General features: G+C 67.9%; 21 protein-coding genes. 4 read left to right on the forward strand and 17 right to left on the reverse strand.

Features of this window, described 5'->3' with window-relative positions; translation table 11 throughout:
- Nucleotides 1-37 precede the first annotated feature (37 nt).
- The 14 genes from AB0N61_RS17275 to AB0N61_RS17340 form a co-directional block, all read right to left on the reverse strand.
- Nucleotides 38-742, reverse strand: a complete 705-nt coding sequence (locus tag AB0N61_RS17275; RefSeq protein ID WP_363365559.1) for a YggS family pyridoxal phosphate-dependent enzyme — start codon at nt 740-742, stop codon at nt 38-40.
- Nucleotides 739-1890: a cell division protein FtsZ gene (gene ftsZ / locus AB0N61_RS17280; protein ID WP_363365560.1), complete on the reverse strand. Its 1152-nt coding sequence runs from the start codon at nt 1888-1890 to the stop codon at nt 739-741. Before ftsZ ends, AB0N61_RS17275 begins: the two co-directional genes overlap by 4 nt.
- 177 nt (nt 1891-2067) lie before the next feature.
- Nucleotides 2068-3024 (reverse strand): FtsQ-type POTRA domain-containing protein, encoded by a 957-nt coding sequence (locus AB0N61_RS17285; RefSeq protein WP_363365561.1) that lies wholly within the window; start codon nt 3022-3024, stop codon nt 2068-2070.
- A 4-nt stretch (nt 3025-3028) separates the two neighbouring features.
- A complete protein-coding gene (gene murC / locus AB0N61_RS17290; RefSeq protein WP_363365562.1) occupies nt 3029-4426 on the reverse strand; it encodes a UDP-N-acetylmuramate--L-alanine ligase in 1398 nt (465 codons plus the stop codon).
- A 64-nt stretch (nt 4427-4490) separates the two neighbouring features.
- A complete protein-coding gene (locus AB0N61_RS17295; RefSeq protein WP_363365563.1) occupies nt 4491-5567 on the reverse strand; it encodes a UDP-N-acetylglucosamine--N-acetylmuramyl-(pentapeptide) pyrophosphoryl-undecaprenol N-acetylglucosamine transferase in 1077 nt (358 codons plus the stop codon).
- Nucleotides 5564-6802, reverse strand: a complete 1239-nt coding sequence (gene ftsW, locus AB0N61_RS17300) for a putative lipid II flippase FtsW (protein ID WP_363365564.1) — start codon at nt 6800-6802, stop codon at nt 5564-5566. The genes AB0N61_RS17295 and ftsW overlap by 4 nt, the downstream gene beginning before the upstream one ends.
- Complete coding sequence (gene murD / locus AB0N61_RS17305; RefSeq protein WP_363365565.1) at nt 6771-8309, reverse strand: UDP-N-acetylmuramoyl-L-alanine--D-glutamate ligase; 1539 nt, start codon at nt 8307-8309, stop codon at nt 6771-6773. Before murD ends, ftsW begins: the two co-directional genes overlap by 32 nt.
- A complete protein-coding gene (mraY, locus tag AB0N61_RS17310) occupies nt 8299-9411 on the reverse strand; it encodes a phospho-N-acetylmuramoyl-pentapeptide-transferase (protein ID WP_167948827.1) in 1113 nt (370 codons plus the stop codon). Before mraY ends, murD begins: the two co-directional genes overlap by 11 nt.
- Complete coding sequence (gene murF, locus AB0N61_RS17315) at nt 9408-10820, reverse strand: UDP-N-acetylmuramoyl-tripeptide--D-alanyl-D-alanine ligase (RefSeq protein WP_363365566.1); 1413 nt, start codon at nt 10818-10820, stop codon at nt 9408-9410. Before murF ends, mraY begins: the two co-directional genes overlap by 4 nt.
- A 28-nt stretch (nt 10821-10848) precedes the next feature.
- Entirely contained in the window at nt 10849-12630 is a 1782-nt protein-coding gene (locus tag AB0N61_RS17320; RefSeq protein ID WP_363365567.1) for a penicillin-binding protein 2, read from the reverse strand.
- Nucleotides 12631-12669: 39 nt separating this feature from the next.
- Nucleotides 12670-13164, reverse strand: a complete 495-nt coding sequence (locus AB0N61_RS17325; protein ID WP_363365568.1) for a hypothetical protein — start codon at nt 13162-13164, stop codon at nt 12670-12672.
- Nucleotides 13165-13244: 80 nt separating this feature from the next.
- Entirely contained in the window at nt 13245-14180 is a 936-nt protein-coding gene (rsmH, locus tag AB0N61_RS17330; protein WP_167948831.1) for a 16S rRNA (cytosine(1402)-N(4))-methyltransferase RsmH, read from the reverse strand.
- 117 nt (nt 14181-14297) lie between these two features.
- Complete coding sequence (gene mraZ, locus AB0N61_RS17335) at nt 14298-14729, reverse strand: division/cell wall cluster transcriptional repressor MraZ (RefSeq protein ID WP_167948832.1); 432 nt, start codon at nt 14727-14729, stop codon at nt 14298-14300.
- Between the two features lie 278 nt (nt 14730-15007).
- Nucleotides 15008-15379, reverse strand: a complete 372-nt coding sequence (locus AB0N61_RS17340) for a DUF3040 domain-containing protein (protein ID WP_167948833.1) — start codon at nt 15377-15379, stop codon at nt 15008-15010.
- Nucleotides 15380-15477: 98 nt separating this feature from the next.
- Here AB0N61_RS17340 and AB0N61_RS17345 point away from each other — a divergent pair, with 98 nt between their 5' ends.
- Nucleotides 15478-16566 (forward strand): polyprenyl synthetase family protein, encoded by a 1089-nt coding sequence (locus AB0N61_RS17345; RefSeq protein WP_363365570.1) that lies wholly within the window; start codon nt 15478-15480, stop codon nt 16564-16566.
- Between the two features lie 27 nt (nt 16567-16593).
- On the opposite strand, the gene AB0N61_RS17350 is transcribed toward AB0N61_RS17345, so the two are convergent.
- Complete coding sequence (locus AB0N61_RS17350; protein WP_363365571.1) at nt 16594-16938, reverse strand: Rv2175c family DNA-binding protein; 345 nt, start codon at nt 16936-16938, stop codon at nt 16594-16596.
- A gap of 204 nt (nt 16939-17142) precedes the next feature.
- Between AB0N61_RS17350 and AB0N61_RS17355 the strand changes: the two genes are divergently transcribed.
- Together AB0N61_RS17355 and pknB are read left to right on the forward strand one after the other, a co-directional pair.
- Nucleotides 17143-18339, forward strand: a complete 1197-nt coding sequence (locus AB0N61_RS17355) for a LysM peptidoglycan-binding domain-containing protein (protein WP_363365573.1) — start codon at nt 17143-17145, stop codon at nt 18337-18339.
- Between the two features lie 79 nt (nt 18340-18418).
- Nucleotides 18419-20365: a Stk1 family PASTA domain-containing Ser/Thr kinase gene (pknB, locus tag AB0N61_RS17360; RefSeq protein ID WP_363365574.1), complete on the forward strand. Its 1947-nt coding sequence runs from the start codon at nt 18419-18421 to the stop codon at nt 20363-20365.
- Nucleotides 20366-20477: 112 nt separating this feature from the next.
- Here the strand turns inward: pknB and AB0N61_RS17365 are convergent, their stop codons facing one another.
- Together AB0N61_RS17365 and AB0N61_RS17370 are read right to left on the reverse strand one after the other, a co-directional pair.
- Entirely contained in the window at nt 20478-21818 is a 1341-nt protein-coding gene (locus AB0N61_RS17365; protein ID WP_167948835.1) for a class II 3-deoxy-7-phosphoheptulonate synthase, read from the reverse strand.
- Between the two features lie 37 nt (nt 21819-21855).
- Entirely contained in the window at nt 21856-22554 is a 699-nt protein-coding gene (locus AB0N61_RS17370; protein ID WP_167948896.1) for a lysophospholipid acyltransferase family protein, read from the reverse strand.
- Between the two features lie 151 nt (nt 22555-22705).
- On the opposite strand from AB0N61_RS17370, the gene AB0N61_RS17375 reads away from it, so the two are divergent.
- On the forward strand, nt 22706-24538 hold the full coding sequence (locus tag AB0N61_RS17375; protein WP_363365575.1) for a long-chain fatty acid--CoA ligase: 1833 nt from the start codon (nt 22706-22708) through the stop codon (nt 24536-24538).
- Nucleotides 24539-24562 lie beyond the last annotated feature (24 nt).

Genomic DNA, 24562 nt, shown 5'->3' on the forward strand with positions numbered 1-24562 from the left:
CTCCGGTTCGAACGTGTCGGGTTGGTCTGTTCACAGGTTAACCCCGGTCGGGGCGGGGTCCCGTGATTGCGGAGCCGATCCGCAGGTGTGTCGCGCCTGCCTCGATGGCCTCGACGAAGTCGCCCGTCATCCCTGCGGATATCCAGGTGGCGGAAGGCTCGACGTCGCGCACGGCGTCTGCGATCGAGCGCAGTCGCGCGAACGCGGAAGCGGGTTCCTCATCGAGCGGCGCGACCGCCATCACACCCCGAAGCCGTAGCGACGGCAACGTCATGATGTGCTCGGCGAGAGTGCGGGCCTCGGCCGGATCGACACCGCCGCGACCCTGATCAGCGGTGAGATTGACCTGCACGAGCACGTCGAGGAGGTCATCCCCCTCGGCCGCCCGATGCAGAGCATCCGCGAGACGCTCGCGATCCACCGAGTGCACGGCGTCCGCGCTGCGGCGGATCGCGCTCGCCTTGTTGGTCTGGGCCTGGCCGATGAAGTGCCAGCGAAGGTCGAGATCCGTCAGCTCGGAGGTCTTCGAGGAGAGCTCCTGCTGGCGGTTCTCGCCCACCTCGCGCACGCCCAGGGCGTGCAGCTCGCGGACGAGGGACGACGGATGGAACTTCGTCACGACGATCCTGGAGATCTCGGCCGGGTCCCTGCCTGCAAGACGCGCGGCGTCGGCGATCCGTTGGTCGATCGCCGACAGCCGCGCTGCCAGACCGGATCCGGCCTGGTCCTGCGCCTGCGTCACTTCAGGAATTCGGGGATGTCGATGTCGTCATCCGCGAAGGCGGGCTCGATGCTCGTCGCCGGGATGCGCTGCTGCGGCCGCTCGGGCGCAGGCGTCTCGACAGCGGGCTTGCTCTCCTCGTCGTTGGAGAGCGCCACCTCGGGCAGCGTGCTGGCCGCGGCAGGACGCGAGACGACCATCGGGTCCAGACGCAGGGAGGGCTCTCCCCCGTCGAAGCCTGCGGCGATCACGGTGACACGCACCTCGTCGCCGAGCGTGTCGTCGATGACGGTACCGAAGATGATGTTCGCCTCGGGGTGCGCGGCCTCCTTGACGAGGTCCGCGGCGTCGTGGATCTCGAAGATGCCGAGGTTCGACCCACCCTGGATCGACAGCAGCACGCCGTGGGCGCCCTCGATGCTCGCCTCGAGCAGCGGCGACTCGACCGCGAGTTCTGCGGCCTTGATGGCACGATCCGCGCCGCGCGCCGAGCCGATGCCCATGAGCGCCGATCCGGCGCCCTGCATCACCGACTTGACGTCGGCGAAGTCGAGGTTGATGAGGCCGGGCGTGGTGATGAGGTCCGTGATTCCCTGGACACCCGCGAGAAGCACCTGGTCAGCGGTGGCGAAGGCCTCGATCATCGAGATGCCGCGGTCGCTGATCTCGAGCAGGCGATCGTTCGGCACCACGATGAGGGTGTCGACCTCTTCCTTCAGCTTGGCGACTCCGGCTTCGGCCTGGCTCTGGCGACGGCGGCCTTCGAAGGAGAAGGGCTTGGTCACGACACCGATGGTCAATGCGCCGATCGACTTCGCGATGCGTGCGACGACCGGGGCTCCACCCGTTCCCGTTCCGCCTCCCTCGCCGGCGGTGACGAAGACCATGTCGGCTCCGGTGAGCGCCTGCTCGATCTCCTCGGCGTGATCCTCGGCGGCACGACGGCCGACCTCCGGGTCGGCGCCGGCGCCGAGTCCGCGGGTGAGCTCGCGGCCCACGTCGAGCTTGACGTCGGCGTCGCTCATGAGCAGTGCCTGGGCGTCGGTGTTGACTGCGATGAACTCGACTCCGCGGAGCCCGAGATCGATCATGCGGTTGACGGCGTTGACGCCGCCACCGCCGACGCCGACGACCTTGATCACGGCGAGGTAGTTCTGGTTCTGGCTCATGGCCGGCCTCCGAATAGTCGAGCCTGTCTAGGGTGAGATTCCAGGACCTTGAACCTTAAACCTCAAGTAGAGGTGTAAAGTATTTCCCGGTATTGGTTTCTCTTGTTCGAAGGTAAGCGTCGCGTCCCCGCGCACACGCAGCGACACGGGCGTGTCGCCCGTTTGCCGTCGAAACCTTCAGCCGACGACCACCGCATGCGGAGACGTGACGTCGATCGTCGACGCCTCGGGATTGCTGATCAGCGTCTTCGTGAGCACTTCGCTCTTCATCGGCGAGTCATCCGAACTGCCCCACACCACCGTCAGGCCGCTGCTCAGCGTCAGCGTCACATCATCGGCCGTCGTCGCGCGCACTCCAGTGAGCAGGGCGCGCACGTCGGCAGGCACAGAGCGCACCACGAGGCCCGCGCTCTCGAACGCGACGGACTCGGTACCTCCGTCGATGTCGAGCACCGGTTGCCCCGCAGGCTGATCCGCCGTCGTCGAGAGCGCGACTCCCGCGGCGTCGACGAGCGTGTAGCCCGCCTCGGAGCGGATGACGCCGACCGGCGTGCGCTCGACGATCCGCACCGTGAGGTCGTGCGGTGGCTTCGCCTCGAGTGCGTAGGTCTCGATCAGCGGGAAGGCCAACAGCGCGGCCTTGACCTCGCTCGAATCGACCAGCGCCAGGGGCGTGCCCACCTGTTCACCGAGCGCGGCCTCGACCGCGGCGGCGTCCAGGGTCGTCGCGCCGACCACGGTGATCTTCTCGACGGCGAACAGCGGACTGTAAGCCGCCGCGGTCGTGCCCCCGATCAGCAGCACGACCGCACCCACCGCGCTCAGCCAGAGGATGCGTCGCCGTCGGGAACGCTGTGTGAACCGCCGGATCTCGGCTCGCAGCGCCTTGCGCCGCGCACGAGCCGCCCGCCAGACGTCACGCGTGGAGGTGGGCCGCAGCCCATCCGCGTCGGCATCCGCGTCGGCATTCGCGTCTGCGGCAGGCATCGGGCTGACGGCTGCGGACCCAGGACCCGTGCGATCGCCGTACTCGGTGTCCGCCGCGCGTCCACGCGAGGTCGACCACTCGCGTCGGCGGGGCGTGTCCGCCGCGGTGCCCGCGGGAGGCGTGGGAAGCGGAGGCGGACGACGCATCCGCTCAGACCTCGGTGGTCCGCAGAGACTCGAGCACCTGCGGGATGATCTGATAGACGTTGCCGCAGCCGAGCGTGACGACGAAATCGCCGTCACGGGCGACGGATGCAGTGTAGTCGGCCGCCTGCTGCCAGTCGGCGACGAAATGGACGTGGGACGGATCGCGGAACGCGCCGCTCACGAGCTCCCCCGTGACGCCCGGGACCGGATCCTCGCGTGCGCCGTAGACATCGAGCATCACCGTGTGGTCGGCATACGTCTCGAGCACGTCCGCGAACTCGCGGAACATGTGCTGTGTGCGCGAGTAGGTGTGGGGCTGCTGGATCGCGATGATCCTGCCCGAGCCTGCGATCGATCGCATCGCCTCGAGAGCCGCACGCACCTCGGTGGGATGGTGCGAGTAGTCGTCGTAGACGGTGACGCCGCGCTCGACGCCGTGCTGCTCGAGACGGCGGACCGTGCCGGCGAAGCCCTCGACGGCTCGGGCGGACTCGGCCAGACCGAAGCCGACCGAGAGGAGGACGGCGATGGCGCCGGCCGCGTTGATCGCGTTGTGCACGCCGGGCACGGCGAGCTGCAGGCGCACATCCTCGCCCCCGCTGCTGACGGTGGCCGAGACGGGCCCGTCCGTCACGATGTCGCTCACCCTGACATCGGCATCCTCCGCCTGCCCGAAGGTCACGACGTTCGGGTGCGAGAGCCCCGCCCCCACACGCAGCGCGCCGGGGTCGTCGCTCGAGATCACGACGGCCTCTGTCGCTGCGTCGGCGAAGCGCACGAACGCGTCGTGGAAGGCCTCCTCCGAGCCGTAGTGATCGAGGTGGTCCGGGTCGACATTGGTGATGAGGGCGACAGCCGTGTCGTAGAGCAGGAACGTGCCGTCGGACTCGTCCGCCTCGATCACGAAGAGCTCGCCCGATCCGCTGGCGCTCGACACGCCGAGCTGCTCGATGACGCCGCCGTTGACGAAGTTGGGGTCGGCTCCGAGCTGCTGCAGGGCCGTCACGATCATGCCCGTCGAGGTGGTCTTGCCGTGCGCGCCCGCCACAGAGACGAGTCGACGCGAGCCCACCAGCCAGTGCAGTGCCTGCGAGCGGTGGATGACGTGCAGTCCGCGCTGCTTCGCAGTGACGAACTCGGGGTTCTCCGGCCAGATCGCTCCGGTGTGGATGACCGTGTCCGCATCGCCGAGATGGGCCGCGTCGTGCCCGACATGCACGACGGCGCCGGCCGCCGCGAGGGCGCGCAGGTTGTCGCTGTCGGCGCGGTCGCTTCCCGAGACGCGGATTCCCGCGTCGAGGAACATCCTGGCGAGGCCGCTCATGCCGGATCCGCCGATGCCGATGAAGTGCGCGGAAGAGATCGACTCGGGGATCGGGAGGGAGAGGTCAGGTCTGATCATGTCGGTTTCAGTCTACTTTTCGGTGAGGACGTTTCGGCGCCGAGGAGCCGTGTCGACGGTGAGGTCAGGCGGACCCGAGCGCCCGGTCCACGAGTGCGATGAGGTTCTCCGTGCCGCTGCGCGTGCCGACCTGCGCAGCGGCGGTCTGCATCGCCGTGAGCTGCTGCCGATCCTGCATGACGGGGATCACGAGGCGTCGCACCGCGTCGCCGTCGAAAGTCGCGTCGTCGAGAAGACGCGCGGCGCCGGCCGCCACGGCGGACGCCGCGTTCAGCCGCTGCTCGCCGTTGCCGACCGAGTACGGCACGTACAGGGCCGGGATTCCCAGGGCGCTGATCTCGCTCACGGTGGCGGCACCGGACCTCGAGACGATGAGGTCGGCGAGGGCGAAGGCGAGATCCATCCGGTCGACGTATCGACGCATCGCGTATCCGGGCACCTCGGGGTCGGTGAGATCGCTGCGCTCCCCCGTGACGTGCAACAGCTGCCAGTCGGCGGCGAGGATGTCGCCCCAGGACTCGGCGATCGCCTCGTTCAGGCGTTGAGCTCCCAGCGAACCGCCGAAGACGAGGAGGACCGGGCGTGCAGGGTCGAGGCCGAAGTATGCGGCGGCCTCATCGCGAGAGGCCGCGCGGTCGAGCTCGATGACCTCTTTGCGCAGCGGCATGCCCACCACCTGTCCCCCACGCAGAGGGGTTCCCGCGAACGCGACTCCCGTGGCAGCGGCGGTGCGAGCACCCAGCACGTTGGCGAGCCCAGGCTTCGCATTGGCCTCGTGCACGACGAACGGCACGCGCTCACGCCGCGCGGCGACGTATGCGGGCGCCGAGGCGTAGCCGCCGAAGCCGACGACGACCTCGACGCCGTGGGCGCGAATGTGATCGCGCACCTGGGCGACCGCGCGGCGGAACCTTGCCGGGAACAGCGCGGCCTGCCTGTCCGGTCGACGCGGGAACGGCACCTTGTCGACGATGAGGAGCTCATACCCCCGCTCCGGCACGAGCCGCGACTCGAGGCCCTCGGCCGTTCCGAGCACCAGAACGGAGGCATCGGCGTCACGGACGAGCAGCGCGTCGGCGACAGCGAGCAGGGGGTTGACGTGACCGGCGGTTCCACCGCCGGCGAGAAGGTACGTGGTCACCGTGTGACCTTACCCCGCCCTGCTGAAGCGGCCCGTCCAGCCGAACGACCCTCGGCGACAGGGATGGTGCGCGCGAAGGACAGCAGCACACCGCACGCGATCAGGACAGCCAGCAGAGCTGTTCCGCCCTGCGACATGAACGGCAGCGGCACGCCCATGACCGGGAACAGTCCGATCACGACGCCGATGTTGAACACGGCCTGACCGGTGATCCATACGGTGATGCCACCGGCCGCGACGCGGATGAACGGATCGGTCGTCTTGCGGATGACGTGGAACGCGCCGATGGTGAACAGCGTGAAGAGGGCCAGCACGACGATGCAGCCGATCAGGCCGAGCTCCTCTCCGACGATGGCGAAGATGAAGTCGTTGCCCGCAGCGGGCAGCCAGCCGTACTTCTCCTGCGAATTGCCCAGGCCCACTCCGAAGATCCCGCCCGACGCCATGCCCCAGATCCCGTGGATCGACTGGTAGCAGTCACCCGTGTACGCCGACATGTCGGAGCAGGTCGCCGTGATCCGCCGCATGCGGTCGGGACTCGTGACGGCCAGGGCGATGACGGCGACGACGCCGAGCAGCACCGGGATGATGAACAGTCGGAGCTTCACCCCTGAGAAGAACAGGCAGCCGAGCAGGATGATGACCAGCACCATCGCGGTACCGAGATCCTTGCCGGCGATCACGGTCCCGATCGCCAGCGCTCCGACCGGCACCACGGGGATGAAGACCTGGTGCCAGGTGCCCAGCATGGTGTGCTTGCGCATCAGGACGTAGCCGATCCAGACCGCGAGGGCGAGCTTGAGGAACTCCGACGGCTGCAGAGTGAATCCCGCGATCTTGATCCAGTTGCGGTTTCCGCCGTCCTCGATCCCGAGGGGCGTGAACACCAGCAGCTGAAGCGCGACCGCACCGAAGAGCGCCGGCCACGCCATGCGCTTGAGGAAAGACATCGGAACCCGCGAGATCAGGAACATCAGCGGCACTCCGAGCACCGCGAAGATGCCCTGCCGAAGGGCACCGTCCATCGGATTCTCACCCTGAGACACGGCGGTCGCGCTCGTCGCCGACAGAACCATCACGAGGCCGAAGATCGTCAGCATCAGCGCGGCCGACGCGATCATGAGGAACTCGGTCGAGACGGGGGTGAAACGACGCCCGAGCGACACTCGCGCTGCGAGACCTCCTGGGGCGGTGTTCCCCGTATCAGAGCGCTGGGGGCGTTCGACCTGCGTCATCGGCGCTCCCCCGGTCTATCCAGTCCCGCACCGCTTCGGCGAAGCGGTGTCCTCGATCCGCGTAGCTCGAGAACTGATCGAAGGAGGCCGCTGCGGGGGCCAGCAGGACTGTGCCCTCACCGTCGACGATTCCCGCGGCGATCTCGACGACGCGACTCATGACCTGACCAGTCTCGCCAGCATCCACCTCGAACACCGGAACCCCTGGCGCGTGTCGCTCGAATGCGGCCACCACGGCCGTGCGCTCGACTCCGATGACCACGGCCGCACGAGCCGTGATCCCGGCCGTCGCGACCAGCTCGCCGATGTCGACGCCCTTGAGATCGCCGCCGACCACCCAGACCGCGCCAGGGTAAGCACGCAGCGACGACGCCGCGGCGTGGGGGTTGGTGGCCTTCGAGTCGTCGATCCAGGTGATGCCGTCATGCCGGGCGATGATCTGGATCCGATGTTCGTCGAGACGGAACCGCTGAAGCGCCGAGTGGATGGCCTCCGGCTCGACGCCCAGGGAGCGTGCGAGCGCACTCGCCGCCAGGACGTTCTGCACGATGTGCGGAGCGGCCAGACCGGCGTCCCGGAGGTCGGCGAGCGTCGTGAGCTCGAGAGCACTGCTGGCGCGGTCGGCCAAGAACGCGCGATCGACGAGGAGGCCCTCCACGACGCCGACGTCGCTGGGACCCGGGATGCCGAGATCGAAGCCGATCGCGCGCGCCCCCTCCACCACCTCGGCCTCTTCGACCATGAGCCTGGTCGCCTCGTCGGCTTTGTTGTAGACGCAGGCGACGCGGGTGTTGCGATACACGAGGGCCTTCGCATCGCGGTACGCCTGCGCACTGCCGTGCCACACGAGATGGTCGTCTGCGAGATTCAGGCACACCGAGGCATGCGGATACAGCTCGCCCTCGGTCTCGGAGAGCCCGAGGTACCAGAGCTGGTGGCTGGACAGTTCGACGACGAGCACGTCGAAGCCCGCCGGGTCACGGACCGCGTCGAGCACGGGCACGCCGATGTTGCCGCAGGGCGCTGCGCGCAGCCCTCCCTCGACGAGCAGCGACGCGGTCAACTGGGTCGTCGTCGTCTTTCCGTTCGTGCCTGTGATGAGCACCCAGTCGGCCGGGGATCCGTCGGCGCGGGTGACCTTGTCGCGCACGCGCCAGGCGAGCTCGACGTCACCCCAGAGCGCGATGCCCGCGTCCTGCGCCCACCGGATCACGGCGTGCGAGGGCGCGAACCCCGGTGACGCGACGACGACCTCCGGCGCGAATTCGCGCAGAGCGTCGGGGACCCGGTCCAGCGCGCCCAGTTCGAGACGAGCACCGATCACGGGCAGGAGCTGCGCGTATTCCTCCTCGGCCGACTCGGACAGGACCAGCACGTCCGCGCCGAGTTCCGTGAGAGTGTCCGCTGCGGAGAAGCCGGTCATGGACAGTCCGAGCACGGCGACGCGCAAGCCGGACCAGTCGGAATTCCAGCTCGTCAGAGTCGCGAGTCTCTCGTCAGTCGACACGCGTCAGCCATTCCACGTAGAAGAGTCCGACCGCCGAGATGGCGAGCAGCCCGGCGATGATCCACATGCGGACCACGATCGTGACCTCGGACCATCCGCGCATCTCGAGATGGTGGTGGAACGGACTCATCAGGAAGAGTCGCTTTCCGCGGGTGATCTTGAAGTAGGCGCGCTGCAGGATCACCGACCCCGAGGCGAGGACGAACACTCCGGCGATCACCAGGAGCAGCAGCTCGGTGCGGGTGAGGATCGCCATCGCGGTGATGACACCTCCGATCGCCATCGAACCGACGTCGCCCATGAAGACCTTCGCCTTCGGCGCGTTCCACCATAGGAAGCCGATCAGGCTCGAGCCGAACGACGCCGCGATGATCGCGAGGCTGAACGGATCGCGGACTTCGTAGCATCCGCCGAGCGCGGCGGTCTCGACCCCCTCGCCCACGCACGACTGCTTGAACTGCCAGAAGGCGATCAGGCTGTATGCGCCGACGACGATGACCCCGGCGCCGGCGGCGAGGCCGTCGAGACCATCAGTGAGGTTGACGCTGTTCGAGGTCGCGACGCCGATGATCGAGATCCAGAGCAGATAGAGCGCCCAGCCCAGGATCGCGGTGAACGCGAAGAGGTTCAACCAGGGGATGTCGCGGAAGAGGGAGATCGAGCCGGACGCCGGAGTCTGGTCGAACGCGTTCGGGAAGTTCAGGGCGACGATTCCGAACGGGATCATCACCAGGAGCTGCCCGATCACCTTGCGCCATCCGGAGAGGCCGAGACTGCGCTGGCTGCGCACCTTCATGTAGTCGTCGATGAAGCCGACGGCACCGAATCCGATCATCAGCCAGATGACGAGAAGGGCGGACAACGCGGGGGTCCCGCCCCCGACGTAGGTGGCCGTGAAATAGCCGACCATGGTGCCGACGATGAAGATGACGCCGCCCATCGTCGGCGTGCCGCGCTTGGCTTCGTGGCTCGGATTCTCCATCGCCTCGGGTGTGCGGATCACCTGGCCCCAGCCCCACTTGCGGAAGAGCCGGAGGAAGACGGGAGTCAGGAAGAGAGTGAAGGCGAGCGATATGGCTGCCGCCATGATGAGAGATCTCACGAGAACAATTCTCCCAGACGATCACCGAGGTGCCGGAGCCCCACAGAATTGGAGGACTTCACGAGCACGCGGTCGCCGTCGCGGAGCTCGGTGCGCAGATACTCGAACGCGGCATCCTGGTCGGGGAAGAACACGGCCTCGCTGTCCCACGACCCTTCGCCGATCGCGGAGATGAAGAGGCGACGGGCCTCGGGACCGACGACGACGATGCGCTGGATGTTCAGACGCACGGCGAGCAGCCCGATACGGTCGTGCTCCTCGCCCGCCGTCTCGCCGAGCTCGCTCATGGCGCCGAGCACGGCGACCGTCCGCTCGTCGGGACCGGTGATCTGCGCGAGGGTCCGCAGCGCTGCCGCCATCGAGTCCGGGCTGGCGTTGTAGGCGTCGTTGATGATGCGCACCCGGTCGTTGCCCATCGGCTGCATGCGCCAGCGCTCGGCGATCTCGACCGTCTCGAGACGGTCGATCGCGTCGGCTGTCGAGACGCCGAGAACGCCCGCGGCGGCGATGGCCGCCAGCGCGTTGCCGATGTGATGCGCGCCGAGCACCTGCAGCCGGAGCGGCAGACGCTCCCCTGCCGCTTCGATGACGCAGGAGGTACCGGACGCCGTGACCTCGAGGTCGTGAGCCTGCACGTCGGCTGCGTCGCTCTGGCCGAAACCGACGACCCGCATCCCGCGAGACGTCGCGAGCGCTGCCATCGCCGCCACGCGGGAATCGTCGATGTTGAGCACGGCGGTGCCCGTGGGCCTCGCCGCGGCGACGAGCTCGGACTTCGCCTTGGCCGTCGCCTCGATGCCGCCGAAGCCGCCCGCATGGGCCATGCCGACCATCAGCACCACCGCGACATCCGGCTCGACGAGTCCGGCCAGGCGGGCGATGCTTCCCGGAGCGTCGGCGCCGAACTCGCTGACGAGGAACCGCGTGTTGTGGGTCACGCGCAGCATGGTGACCGGCGCGCCCACCTCGTTGTTGTACGAGTTGATGGGCGCGACCGTCTCGCCTTCGTCGGCGAGGATGCGGGCGAGGAAGTTCTTCGTCGTCGTCTTGCCGTTCGACCCGGTGATCCCGACGATCTTGAGGTCTCCGGCTGCGCGAACACGGGCGACGACCTCACGGGCGAGGTCGGCGAGGGCGACGATGACGTCAGGGACGACGATCTGCGTGATGTCCTCGTCTACGGGGTGCTCCACGATCGCGAGGGCCGCTCCCGCCGCGAGAGCAGAGCCGACGAAACGATGGCCGTCCGTCTCTGCGCCGGGCTTCGCGACGAACACGGAACCGGGGGCCATGGTGCGCGAGTCCGTGTCGACCACACCGTCGATGACGGTGTCGGCGGTGGACGCACCGGCGAGGCGGAGATCACCTCCGATGACAGTGGCGATCTCAGCAAGCGACAGGGCGATCATGACGTCTCCAGGCGCGGCAAGGCGCCGTCTATTCGAACTTCGGAAGCAGTGCGTCCATCGGGCTGGAGGACGGCATCACGCGGTAGGTCTTCATGGTCTGGGTCATCGCCTTCTGGAAGGCCGAGGCGGTAGCGGCAGACGATGTAACTCTAGTCGGCTCGTCGAGAGTCACCACCACGACGTACTGCGGATCGTCGACGGGAGCGAAGCCGACCATGCTCGTGTAGTACACACCGGACTTGTATCCGCCCTTGCCGTCGGGGATCTGCGCGGTACCGGTCTTGCTCGTCACGCGGTAGCCGGGAACCTGGATGCGGTCTGCGTTGCCGCCCTGGACGGCGACGTTCTCGAGCATCCGCGTGAGGTCCGCCGCGGTCTGGGGCTTGATGATCTGCTCGGACTCGGGAGCGTCGGGCGTGACCACCGTGCCGTCGGCGGTCGTGCACGACTCGATCAGGGAGAGGCCGATCTTCTCGCCGCCGTTGGCGATCGCCTGGTAGGCGCCCGCGAGCTGCGGAGCAGTGACGGTGAAGTACTGACCGAAGGTGGTCGTGTAGAGCGACTGGTTGTCCCATTCGCTGGTGGGGTGGATCTCACCCGACGTCTCACTGGGGAAGCCGACCGTCGTCTCCCCGACTCCGAAGCGCTCGAGGTAGTCGTGACGCACGTCGGGGCTCACCATCGTGCCGAACTTCGACAGCGCGACGTTCGACGAGTCGATGAGTGCGCCGGCGAGGGTGTACTGGAAGGTGGGGTGCACGAATGCGTCGTTGATCACGGCGCCGTTGTCGAATTTCTCGTGCGAGGAGGCGGACACGGTGGGACTCGTCATGGTCACCCCGCCGTTCTCCATCACGGCGGCGGCCGTCACGGCCTTGAAGGTCGATCCAGGCTCGAACGGGTAGGTGAAGAGCTTGCTCACCCACGTCTCGGGCGCTGAGGCGTCGAGATCGTTCGGGTCCATGGTCGGCCATTCCGCCGCCGCGCGGATCTTGCCCGTGCCGACCTCGACGACAGTCACGGTGCCGCCCTTGGCCCCCTGTGCCTGCGCCTCCTCCGCGATCATCTGCTGCATGTACCACTGCAGATCGCTGTTGATCGTCAGCTGGACCGTGCCGCCGTCCACCGCATCCACTCGGCTCTCGCTGCCGGGGATCACGACGGAGTTCTTTCCGGTGCGGTACGACTCCTCGCCGTCCGTGGGCGCGAGGCACTTCTCGTCCATCTTCTCGACGCCGGCTTGCGCAGTGCCCGTCCCGTCGAGGTAACCGAGGAGGTTTCCCGCCACGGCCCCGTTCGGGTAGACCCTCACCTCGCGCGGCTTCATCACGAGGTACGAGCCCACCTTGAGGTCGCGGAGCTCGATGTACTTCTCCGTGCTGAGTCCCTTGACGAGCGGCAGGTACTGCGAATCGGGGTTCTCGGCGAGAGCCGCGGCGACATCGGCACGCAGCTCATCCGCATCCAGCCCCATGATCTCGGCGATGCGGGTCGACGCCTCGGCCCAGGGCAGTGCGGGCGGGTTCTTCTCGTCCTCCTCGAGGAGGCGGATGACCTGGGGGCTCAGCTGCGCGTCGTAGACCATGACGCTCTCGGCGAGCACCGAACCATCGCTGTCGACCACCGAGCCGCGCTCGCCGGGAATCGCGGTGCGGTGCGCGATGAACTCGAGCGACTGCGCGACGTGCTCGTCGGCCTTGACCACCTGGATGTCGACGAGCCGCACCACGAAGGCGGCGAGGATCGCCAGGATCACCGCGAGAGCGACGACCGTGCGTCGCCGGGGTGTCCGGGTGGCTCGTGTCGTCATGGACTCTCTCCGTCAGGTCTCGATGGTGGGTGGATTCGTCTAGCGGGTGCTCGGACTCGGGAGCCCGTCGGTGATCGCCGGCGGAAGCTCCTGCGCGGACTGCTCGACCGCCCCCGCAGGGGTGGTGTCGTCTGCCGTCGAGGCATTCACCGGCACGTCGTTCAGAAGTGAGTTGCTCACCGCTCCGGCGCCGTTCGGGTCGATGGTCGATGCGCCGGTCGCGCCGGTGCCCTGCCCGAAGACGGCGCCATCACTCAATCGGAGGTAGGAGGGAGCTCCGGCCACGACCATTCCCAGGGATGCAGCGCTCGCGGCGAGGGACTGCGGCGAGCTCGTGCCGGTGAGGTCTTCTTGGAGGGCGTTCGTCCGGAGGTCGAGTTCGTGCTGCTGGGACGTCAGACCGGCCAGTGCGAACGAATCCTGCGTGATCGCCAGAGACAGACCGATCTGCACGGCCCCGATGGCCATGGCCCCTGCCAGCGCCACCAGCGCGTAGGCGAGCTTCGGCTTGCGGCGCACCGGGGTTCCTGTCACCGGCTCGAGACGCCGACGGGGCGCGCGTTCGGGTGCCTGGGGAACCGCACTCGGCCTCGGCGCTGCGACGTTCAGACTCATCAGCTCTCACGCACTTTCTCTGCGGCACGCAGTCGGACAGGGATGGCACGGGGGTTGCGAGCGCGCTCGTCGTCGTCGGCGAGCTCAGCCCCCTTGGTGATGATGCGGAATCGCGGCGCGTGCTCCGGCAGCTCGACGGGGAGTCCCCGCGGTGCGGTGGAGGCCGCCCCCGCGGCGAAGGCCTGCTTCACGAGTCGGTCCTCGAGAGATTGGTACGACATGACCACGATGCGTCCCCCGACCGCGAGCGCATCCATCGCTGCGGGGATCGCGTCCGCGAGCACGTTGAGCTCGGTGTTCACTTCGATCCGCAGCGCCTGGAAGACGCGCTTCGCCGGGTGCCCGGCCCGCTGAGCGGCCGCCGGTGTCGCCGCCTGGAGGATCTCCACGAGCTCCCCGGATCGGGTGATGGGCGCCTTCTCGCGCGCGGCGACGATGAAGCGCGCATAACGCCCCGCGAGCTTCTCCTCGCCGTAGCGCTCGAAGATGCGACGCAGGTTTCCCTCGCTGTAGGTCGCGATGACCTCTGCCGCCGTCACACCCTTCGTCTGATCCATCCGCATGTCCAGCGGTGCATCCTTCGAGTAGGCGAAGCCCCGATCGGCTTCATCCAGCTGCAGCGACGAGACGCCGAGGTCGAACAGGATGCCGGCGGCTCCCTGCGCATGCAGTCCGATCTCGTCGTAGACGGTGTGCACCAGCGTCACCCTGTCCCGGAAGCGAGCGAGACGCTCCCCCGCGATGCGCAGGGCGTCGGTGTCGCGGTCGAGGCCCACCAGGCGGATGTTCGGGAATCGCTCGAGCAGCGCTTCGGAGTGACCCCCCATGCCGAGCGTGGCATCGACGAGCACTGCTCCGTCCTCCTGCAGCGCAGGGGCGAGGAGCTCGACACAGCGTTCGAGGAGTACCGGGGTGTGGATGTCGCGGAGGTTCATGATCTTTCTCGGGTGATCTCTGCATCTGGGTGACCAGGGCCCTGATCCCCCTCCGCTGCACGACCCGGCACCGGGGAAGTGTGTCGGGGCAGGAGCGGCGGGGCATCACAGCCGTGGTCAGAAGAGTCCCGGAATCACCTCCTGCTCGAGATCTGCGTAGGTCTCCTCGCCGGCCGCGAGGTAGGTGTTCCAGCTCTCCGCATCCCAGATCTCGGCGTGGGCGCCGACTCCGGTGACGATGAGCTCCTTCTGCAGCCCCGCGTACTGGCGGAGGTGCGCGGGGATGGTGATGCGGTTCTGACTGTCGGGCATCTCCGCACTCGCACCGGAGAGGAACAGACGCATGAAGTCACGTGCCTGCTTGTTCGCGAGCGGCGCCTGGCGGATCCGATCGTGCATCGCCTCGAACTCGGCCGTGCTGAAGACGTAGAGGCAGCGCTCCTGGCCACGCGTGACGACGATGCCGCCGCCGAGGTCTTCGCGGAACTTCGCGGGAAGGATGACCCGTCCCTTGTCGTCCAGCTTCGGAGAATGCGTACCCAGCAACATCAGCCATCACCCCCTCTCCGTCCGGCCAACTCGAGGTGCGCCCCACTTTACTCCACTTTCCTCCACAAACCTACGCTGAATCCGTGTCCGCGCTTTCCCTTTAGGTGTTCGCTCGACGACCAGCCGCGTGATTCCGGGGTTCGATGGTGGTGGAGCGCAGTGGAGGGCCGGTGGAGGAAACCAGGCAGCCCGACCCCGCGCGGTCGCGTCACGGAGCCGCAGCACGACGAAGGCCCGGATGCTCAGAGCATCCGGGCCTTCGAGGAAGTGCGTGTGGGTCAGTTGCCGTCTTGGCGGCGATCCCAACGATCGTTCATGCGGTCCATGAAGGACGCAGACTTCTGCTGCTTCGCCGCGCGCTCGCGGGGCGAAGCCGTGAGGGGCTTTCGTACAGGAGTGACGGCGATCATGACGCCGCCCAGCATCGCAGCGAATCCGATGACGCCGACCACGACCCCCCAGACGTCCCCGAGGACGACTCCGACGATCAGTCCACCCACGCCGGCGAGGAGCAGGAGCGCTCCGTACACGAGGTTGCGGTAGCTGAGAGCGCGGTCACCTGACGGCGCAGTGACGACATCGGCGTCGTTGTGGAGGAGATGGCGTTCCATCTCGTCGAGCAGACGCTGCTCCTGTTCGGAGAGTGGCATTTCGTCCCCCTCGGGTATTCGTCCGTCTATTCTACGCGCGGTATGCCGCTGCGGGCTAGCAGTAAGGGGCGCTGTTGGCTTTACGTATGCTGGGAGTCGTGCCGTCCCCCACACTCGTCTCCGACGCGGTCGCCGCGCGCCTGCAGCTGTTCCTCGACCGGATGCGAGGCGAGTCGGTCGAGTACGGCCCGGACGCGGTCGGCCTGCTCGATTCAGCAGCCGACACTCTCGGCGGTGGCAAGCGTCTGCGGGCGCGTTTCTGCCACGCGGGATGGCAGTCGGTGGCCCGATTCCGCGACCGCACCGCCGAGGAGTCGACCGTTCTGTGGGATGTCTGCGCCGCCCTGGAGATCTTCCAGTCGGCCGCTCTGGTGCATGACGATCTGATCGACAATTCCGACACGAGGCGCGGACGCCCGGCGGCCCACCGCGCGCTCGAGGGTGCGCACGTCGCAGCCGGATGGCGCGGCGACCCCGCCGCGTTCGGCCGCTCGTCGGCGATCCTCCTCGGCGACCTGCTGGTGGCGTGGAGCGACGACCTCCTCGAAGACGCGATCGAGCCGCTGCCCCATGCCTCGGCGGTCCGCCGCGAGTACGCACGGATGCGTCGAGACGTCACCGTGGGTCAGTTCCTCGATATCGCGGAGGAGTCCGCCTGGAGCGTGCATGCCACCGACTCGCACGTCGAGCGTGCGCTGCGGGTGGTCTCACTCAAGTCGGCGCGGTACAGCATCGAGCAGCCCCTGGTGCTCGGTGCCGCGATCGCGGACGCCGATGAGGATCAGCTGCAGGCCCTCCGTCGGTTCGGCCATCCGGTCGGCATGGCGTTCCAGCTGCGCGACGACCTGCTCGGGGTCTACGGCGACGCCGCCGTCACGGGAAAGCCGGCAGGTGACGACCTGCGCGAGGGCAAGCGCACGGTGTTGGTCGCCCTGACGAGGCAGACGCTCGAGTCGTCTGCTCGGAACCTGTTCGACGAGATGCTCGGTGACCCCGATCTCACCAGCGAGCAGGTCGCGTTCCTCCAGGCGACCATCACGGCCTCCGGCGCACTCGAGCGCGTGGAGCAGATGATCGACGACTACGCACGGGAGGCCGATCGGGCACTGTCCGGAGCGCGACTCGACAACGCGGCCGTGGGCGATCTGCGGGATCTCGCCCGCGCGGCGACCGTGCGGTCGGCCTGAGGCGAACGGCTCGAGAGGCCTTTCGGATCAGGCGAGGGTGCGGGCCACCCGGCGCACAGCGCTCTTGTGCCCGGCGAGGAGAGCGTCGATCGGCGAGCGACCGAGCTCTTCTTCCGGCGCGAGAAGCCAGTCGATGACCTCATCGTCGGTGAAGCCCGCGTCCTGCAGCACGATGATCGTGCCCCGCAGCGAGGGCAGCGAGTGGTTGTCGACGATGAACACCGACGGAACCGCGAACACGCCGGAGCGACGCGATCCGATCAGGTAGTGCTCGTCGATGAGTCTGCGCACGCGTCCGAGGCCCTCGTCGAGCACGTCCACGAGATCAGGCATGGTCAGCCACTCGGTGGCGGTGACGCCGGGGGCGTTCACGGACGCGCCCTCGGGCTGCGAGGTTTCAGACGGGTTGCTTTCAGACGGCACAGACACGTTGCCACTATCTCACCTCTGGGCGCAGATCGCATTTCTCGCGACGGAGGTCGACCACAGAGGCACCAGCCGTATCATCCGTCACTTCTGTTGACATCCGTTTACATCCGTGTCAGCGTGGGCAGACGCCGAACAAGGGGGATCCCTGTGAGAACGCCTGCTGTCGCGCGACGAACGCGCACACTCCAGCTCGGGGTGCCCGCCGCCCTGCTGGGCACGCTGTCTGCGGCGATCGCCGCCACCCCCGCCTCTGCCGACGCGGTCTCCGCTCCGATTGAGCGGCTGCAGGCGACCCCGACGGGCAGGGTGCCCGCCGAGGCGCCTCCTGCCGCGTACACGGTGCGACCAGGCGACACGATCTCGTCGATCGCGAACCGCTTCGGGTTGCGCACCGTCGACGTCTTGGCATGGAACGGACTCACCTGGCGCTCGGTGATCTATCCCGGACAGACGCTGTCGCTCGCGGGCGGCGCCGCACCCTCGTCCGCCCCGTCGCCGGTGCAGACGGCCCCGACCGCGACCCACACCGTGGTCGCCGGCGAGACGGTGTTCAGCATCGCGCAGAAGAACGGAACGAGCGTCGACGCCGTTCTCGCTGCCAACGGTCTCACGCGGGCGTCCGTCATCTACCCGGGCCAGCAGCTCTCGCTCGCCGCCCCCTCCGCTCCCCCTGCCGCACCGTCGGCGGCACCCGCGCAGACGCCCGCGCCCGTTCCCGCGGCGACCGGTGGCCAGACGCACGCCGTCGCCGCGGGCGACACACTCTTCGCGATCGCGAAGAAGTACGGCACCACAGTCGCCCAGCTCTACGCATTGAACGGCCTCGGTTCCGGGGCGATCATCTACCCCGGGCAGTCGCTGGTCGTCGCCGCTGCGGCGGCTCCCGCTCCGGCTTCCGCTCCGACCGCGACCACGCCACCCCCGCAGCTGTTCGCGGACCTCGACGCGGAACAGGCGGGGAACGCCGCCCTCATCATCCGCGTCGGACGCGAACTCGGCGCGCCCGACCGAGCGATCGCGATCGCACTCGCGACCGCGATGGTCGAATCCAGCATGCGCAATCTGACCTGGGGAGACCGCGACTCCCTCGGCCTCTTCCAGCAGCGGCCCAGCATGGGCTGGGGCTCCCCCGAGCAGGCGGTCGATGCCGACCGGAGCACTCGCGTCTTCTTCGGCGGCTCATCGGACCCGAACGGGCAGTCTTCTCGGGGACTCTTCGACATCCCGGGGTGGGAGAGCATGTCGTTCACGGATGCCGCGCAGGCCGTGCAGATCTCGGCGTACCCCGATCGTTACGGCCAGTGGGAGACCCAGGCCCATCAGTGGCTCGGCATCCACGGGTGACGCCCTTCCGGGCAAACCCGCAGCCTCAAGGGGCGAGCCGCTCCCGGGGCTTTCAGGCAGTTCTCCATAGAATCTTGACGTGACGACCAATCAGCAGGCCGACCCCCTCATCGGGCGGCTTGTCGACGGTCGGTACCGGGTTCGCGCCCGGATCGCGCGCGGAGGCATGGCCACCGTCTATGTCGCCACCGATCTCCGACTCGAGCGGCGCATCGCACTGAAGGTCATGCATGCGCATCTGAGCGACGACTCCGCCTTCCAGAGCCGGTTCATCCAAGAGGCGCGCGCTGCGGCGCGGCTGGCCGATCCCCACGTCGTCAACGTGTTCGACCAGGGCCAGGACGGCGAACTCGCCTACCTGGTCATGGAATATCTTCCCGGCATCACGCTGCGCGAACTGCTGCGTGAGCAGAAGCGCCTCACGATCCCCCAGACGATCACGATCATGGATGCGGTGCTCGCCGGTCTCTCGGCAGCCCACCGCGCCGGAATCGTCCACCGTGACGTGAAGCCCGAGAACGTGCTGCTGGCCGAAGACGGGCGCATCAAGATCGGCGACTTCGGCCTCGCCCGCGCGACCACGGCGAACACCGCCACCGGGCAGCAGCTGCTCGGCACCATCGCCTATCTCGCGCCCGAGCTCGTCACGCGCGGCACTGCCGACGCCAGAAGCGACATCTACGCTCTGGGCATCATGCTCTACGAGATGCTCGTCGGCGAACAGCCCTACAAGGGCGAGCAGCCCATGCAGATCGCCTTCCAGCACGCGACCGAGTCCGTGCCGCGCCCGAGCGTGCGGAACCCCGGCGTGCCTGAGGAGCTCGACGAGCTCGTGCTCTGGGCCACGGAGAAGTCGCCGGACGAACGCCCCGACGATGCCCAGCAGATGCTGGAACGCCTGCGCGAGATCGAGCGGGGGCTCGGCATCGCACCTGCCGTCGCCGCGGCGACGACGTCGCAGCGCTCCCAGGCGGACTCGGCGGACCTCACCAAGGTGATGCCGAGCACGATGGTCATCGCCGACCCGACCGCTCCGGCCCCGGCCGCCGTCGACAACGCCACGCTCCTGCGACGACGCTCGTCACGGCGCCGCGCACGGGGCGCCTTCCTGCTGACGCTGGTGCTGCTTCTGGCGACGGTCGCGGGAGGTGTGGGCTGGTGGTTCGGGTCCGGTCCGGGCTCCCTCGTCGCCGTACCCGGTGTCGCCGGCCTGTCGTACGACGATGCCGCATCGGCCTTGACCGCCGAGGGCTTCACGCCCGTGCGCGGCGAGGAGAGCTCCATCGACATCGCCGCCGGCGAGACGATCCGCACCGACCCCGATGAGGGCGAACGGCTCGACAAGGGCGCCGAGGTCACCGTCTTCGTCTCCTCGGGACCGGCATCGCATACCGCCGAGACCCTCAACGGCAAGACAGAACAGGAAGCCCGCGACTATCTCGCGGACATCAGGGTCAACGTGGCCGAGACGTCTCTGCTCCTCTTCTCGGATGCCGAGGCGGGGCGCGTGATCAACGCCTTCGTGACACCTCGCGACGGCGGCGAGGTGTACGCCTGCGCCGAGGGATGCGAGCTGTTCGAGGACGACACGGTGGAACTGTATGTCTCCGCCGGCGCGTTTCCCGATGTCGCGGGGATGAGCGTCGAGCAGGCCACGAACACGCTGCGGGACAAGGGCGTCGAGGTCAACCCGGAGTCGCAGTTCGTGTTCAGCGACTCCGTCGCGAAGGATGTCGTCATCGGCGTCACGGACCGCGCCGAAGAGGGGAACCGACGCCCCGGCGATACGGTGCAGCTGATCGTCTCGAAGGGCCCCGAGTTGTTCCCCGTTCCGGATGTCGAGGGGATGACCCGCGATGAGGCTGCTCAGGCGATCCGGAATGCCGGCTTCGAACCCACCTGGAACGGCATCTGGAACGCGTTCCCCAACGACTTCACCGAGGTGAGCGGGTCCGATCCCGGCGCAGGAGCGCAGCGTGCGAAGGGCACCGAGATCACCCTCCAGATTCGCAGCAGCGCATTCTGAGAGAAGCGCACCGGTGCGGGTCGCGCGCCGCCCGCACGCCCTCCCGTCGCGAACTCCACGCAGAAGAGGTCCTCTCCCCGGGCGGGGAGAGGACCTCTGCATGCGGGGTCGATCAGCGCTTCTCGAGCTCTTCGGCAACGAGGAACGCGAGTTCGAGCGACTGCATGTGGTTCAGACGCGGGTCGCACAGGCTCTCGTAGCGGGTCGCGAGGGCGGCCTCATCGATGTGCTCGGATCCACCGAGGCACTCGGTGACGTCGTCACCGGTGAGCTCGACATGGATGCCGCCGGGGAAGGTGCCCACCGCGCGGTGCGCCTCGAAGAACCCGCGGACCTCATCGACGACGTCGTCGAATCGACGCGTCTTGTATCCGGTGGGCGTCGTGATGCCGTTGCCGTGCATGGGGTCGGTGACCCACAGCGGCTGCGCGCCCGAGTCGCGGACGGCCTCGAGCAGCGGCGGCAGTGCGTCGCGGATCTTGCCCGCGCCCATGCGAGTGATGAACGTCAGACGGCCCGGCTCGCGGTTCGGGTCGAGCTTGTCGATCAGCGCGAGCGCCGTCTCGGGTGATGTGGTCGGACCGAGCTTCACGCCGATGGGGTTGCGGATCTTCGAGAAGTAGTCGACGTGCGCACCGTCGAGCTCACGCGTGCGCTCACCAATCCACAGGAAGTGCGCCGAGGTGTTGAACGGCGTGTCCGTGCGGGAGTCGATGCGGGTCATCGGCCGCTCGTAGTCCATCAGCAGGCCCTCGTGCCCGGTGAAGAACTCGACGCGGGTGAGCTCGTCGAAGTCGGCGCCTGCCGCCTCCATGAACTTGATGGCACGATCGATCTCGGCCGCCATGCGCTCGTAACGCTGGTTGGCCGGGTTCTGCGCGAAGCCCTTGTTCCACGAGTGCACCTCGCGCAGGTCGGCGAAGCCACCCTGCGTGAAGGCGCGGATCAGGTTCAACGTCGACGCGGCCGTGTGGTAGCCCTGAAGCAGGCGACCGGGATCCGCGCGGCGCGAAGCCTCGGTGAAGTCGTAGCCGTTCACGATGTCGCCGCGGTACGCGGGAAGCGTGACATCGCCACGGGTCTCGGTGTCGCTCGAGCGCGGCTTGGCGAACTGCCCGGCCATGCGTCCCATCTTCACGACGGGCATCGACGCACCGTATGTCAGCACGACCGCCATCTGCAGAACGGTCTTGATCCGGTTGCGGATCTGATCGGCGGTGGCGCCGGCGAACGTCTCGGCGCAGTCGCCACCCTGGAGCAGGAACGCCTGTCCGGATGCCGCGCGTGCCAGACGGTCACGAAGGTTGTCGACCTCGCCGGCGAACACCAGGGGCGGCAGCGTCGAGATCTGGTCGGAGACCTCGGCGACGCGCTCGGCGTCGCCCCACTGAGGCTGCTGTTTGATCGGGAGCGAGCGCCACGCATCAAGCGCGTCGATGTGGTGCTGGAGCATGTGTCCAGCCTAGTGCTCGCGGCGAAGCCGGGATGCCTCAGGAGCGCTGTGTGACGCGGGCCGGGAGCCGGTCCTTCACGGTCGATGCGTAGACGTCGTCGTACTGCTGCTCCCCCAGTCTCTGGAGGGCGACCATGATCTCGTCCGTGACCGACCGGAGGATGTAGCGATCGTTCTCCATACCCGCATAACGCGAGAAGTCCAGGGGCTCGCCGATGACGATCCCGACCCGGACCACGCGTGGCAGACGCTGCCCGATGGGCATCGCGGTATCGGTGTCGACCATGATCACGGGGATCACGGGCACCTTGGCCTCCATGGCCATGCGCGCGATGCCCGTGCGACCTCGGTAGAGCCTCCCGTCAGGGCTCCGTGTGCCCTCGGGGTAGATGCCGAGCAGGTCGCCGCGCCCGAGCACCTGCAGACCGGTGTTGAGGGAGGCCTCTGACGCCTTGCCGCCTGAGCGGTCGATCGGGATCTGTCCGGTCGCCTTCATGAAGAACTTCGTGGCCCAGCCCTTGATCCCGCGCCCCGTGAAGTAGTCGCTCTTGGCGAGGAACGACATCGGGCGATCGATCATCAGCGGGAGGAAGATCGAGTCGGCGAACGAGAGGTGGTTGCTCGCGAGGATCGCCGCGCCGTTCGCCGGGATGTTCGCGCGCCCGACGACCCATGGTCGGAAGATCGCTTTCACCACGGGGCCGATCACCACGTACTTCATCAGCCAGTAGAACATCGAGGTGAAGTCTAGCGCCGCGCTCGGCATCCGCCACAGCCGGCGTCGCGCGAGACCCGGGCGGCGACTCAGTGTCACCATATATGCGACCCAGTGTCATGCCCTAGACTCGTGTGCAACCCAGTGCCCGACCGGTACCGAAGGAGCTGCCGTGGTCCAGTTTGAAGTCCCCGCCGTCGTCCCCGCCGATCCAGACGCGAACGTCGCCGACCTGCTCGCCAAGCGCGTCCAGGCGACTCCCGATCGCCCGCTCTTCTCCGTGCCCGAGGGTGACGGATGGCGCGACATCAGCGCAGCCGACTTCGAGACGGCCGTCATCGCGCTGGCCAAGGGCTTCGTGGCCGCCGGCATCCAGCCCGGCGAGAAGGTGGGCTTCCTCGCCCGCACGACGTACGAGTGGACCCTGGTCGACTTCGCCCTCTTCTATGCCGGCGCCGTGATGGTCCCGATCTACGAGACCAGCTCGCCGTCGCAGATCCAGTGGATCCTCGAGGACTCCGGCGCCATCGCCCTCGTGGTCGAGTCGCCCGAGCACTACGCCCGGCTCGACGAGGTGCGCGGCGACCTCCCGCTGCTCCGCGAGGTGTGGCAGCTCCACCTCGGCGCGATCGATTCGCTCACCGCTCAGGGTGCCTCCGTGACGGATGCCGAGATCGAGCGCCTGCGCAGCCTCGCCGTCGGCTCCGACATCGCCACTCTCATCTACACCTCCGGATCGACCGGCCGCCCCAAGGGCTGCGTCCTCACCCACAGCAACTTCGTCGAACTCTCTCGCAACTCGGCGAAGGCGCTGGATGCGGTCGTCCAGACACCGGGCTCCTCGACGCTGCTCTTCATCACGACGGCGCATGTCTTCGCCCGCTTCATCTCGATCCTCAACATCCACGCCGGCGTGCGCACGGGACACCAGCCCGACACACGCCAGCTCCTCCCCGCACTCGGGTCGTTCAAGCCGACCTTCCTCCTCGCCGTTCCGCGCGTGTTCGAGAAGGTCTACAACTCCGCCGAGCAGAAGGCGGAGGCCGGGGGCAAGGGGAAGATCTTCCGCGCGGCCGCGGACGTCGCGATCCAGCACTCGAAGCTCCTCGAGGAGGGCAAGAGCATCCCGTTCGGGACCAAGCTCAAGTTCGCCCTCTTCAACAAGCTCGTCTACAGCAAGCTGCGTGAGGCCATGGGCGGTCGGGTCGTCTACGCCGTGTCGGGCTCCGCTCCCCTCGGTGCGCGTCTCGGTCACTTCTTCCACAGCCTCGGAGTCGTGATCCTCGAAGGGTACGGTCTCACCGAGACGACCGCCCCCGCGACCGTGAACCTCGCCGACAAGTCGAAGATCGGCACGGTGGGCCCGGCGCTTCCCGGCGTGGGTGTGCGGCTCGCAGACGACGGCGAGGTCGAGGTGCGGGGCATCAACGTCTTCAAGGAGTACTGGAACAACCCGGAGGCCACGGCGGAGGCGTTCAGCGACGGCGGCTGGTTCCACACGGGTGACATCGGCAGCTTCGACTCGGAGGGTTTCCTCACCATCACGGGCCGCAAGAAGGAGATCATCGTCACGGCCGGTGGGAAGAACGTCGCGCCGGCCGCGCTGGAGGACCCCATCCGCGCCAATCCGATCATCGGCCAGGTCGTCGTCGTCGGCGACCAGCGTCCGTTCATCTCCGCGCTCGTCACCCTGGACCCTGAGATGCTGCCGACCTGGCTCGCCAACGCCGGGCTGCCGAAGGAGATGTCCCTCGCCGAGGCCGCCACGAACGACGCGGTCCGTGCCGAGATCCAGAAGGCGGTCGACGGCGCCAACGCCCGCGTCTCGCGTGCGGAATCGATCCGCAAGTTCACGATCCTCGACAGCGAATGGACCGAGGCCTCGGGCCACCTCACACCGAAGCTGTCGATCAAGCGGAACGTCATCATGAACGACTTCGCCGACGAGATCGCCGCGATCTACGACGAACCCGTCACGACCACGAACGTCGCGATCGGCGGCTGACCACCTCGAGACAGCAGAAAGGCC

The organism is Microbacterium sp. NPDC089320 (assembly GCF_040684875.1).
Lineage (GTDB): Bacteria > Actinomycetota > Actinomycetes > Actinomycetales > Microbacteriaceae > Microbacterium.

Excerpts from the sequence above, each read along its gene's own strand:
- mraZ (WP_167948832.1), bottom strand. The coding sequence starts at position 14,729 with ATGTTGCTGGGTACGCATTCTCCGAAGCTGGACGACAAGGGACGGGTC.
- AB0N61_RS17340 (WP_167948833.1), bottom strand. The coding sequence starts at position 15,379 with ATGCCACTCTCCGAACAGGAGCAGCGTCTGCTCGACGAGATGGAACGC.
- ftsZ (WP_363365560.1), bottom strand. The coding sequence starts at position 1,890 with ATGAGCCAGAACCAGAACTACCTCGCCGTGATCAAGGTCGTCGGCGTC.
- AB0N61_RS17285 (WP_363365561.1), bottom strand. The coding sequence starts at position 3,024 with ATGCGTCGTCCGCCTCCGCTTCCCACGCCTCCCGCGGGCACCGCGGCG.
- AB0N61_RS17365 (WP_167948835.1), bottom strand. The coding sequence starts at position 21,818 with ATGCTCCAGCACCACATCGACGCGCTTGATGCGTGGCGCTCGCTCCCG.
- AB0N61_RS17370 (WP_167948896.1), bottom strand. The coding sequence starts at position 22,554 with ATGTTCTACTGGCTGATGAAGTACGTGGTGATCGGCCCCGTGGTGAAA.
- ftsW (WP_363365564.1), bottom strand. The coding sequence starts at position 6,802 with ATGACGCAGGTCGAACGCCCCCAGCGCTCTGATACGGGGAACACCGCC.
- murC (WP_363365562.1), bottom strand. The coding sequence starts at position 4,426 with ATGATCAGACCTGACCTCTCCCTCCCGATCCCCGAGTCGATCTCTTCC.
- rsmH (WP_167948831.1), bottom strand. The coding sequence starts at position 14,180 with ATGAACCTCCGCGACATCCACACCCCGGTACTCCTCGAACGCTGTGTC.
- AB0N61_RS17320 (WP_363365567.1), bottom strand. The coding sequence starts at position 12,630 with ATGACGACACGAGCCACCCGGACACCCCGGCGACGCACGGTCGTCGCT.
- murF (WP_363365566.1), bottom strand. The coding sequence starts at position 10,820 with ATGATCGCCCTGTCGCTTGCTGAGATCGCCACTGTCATCGGAGGTGAT.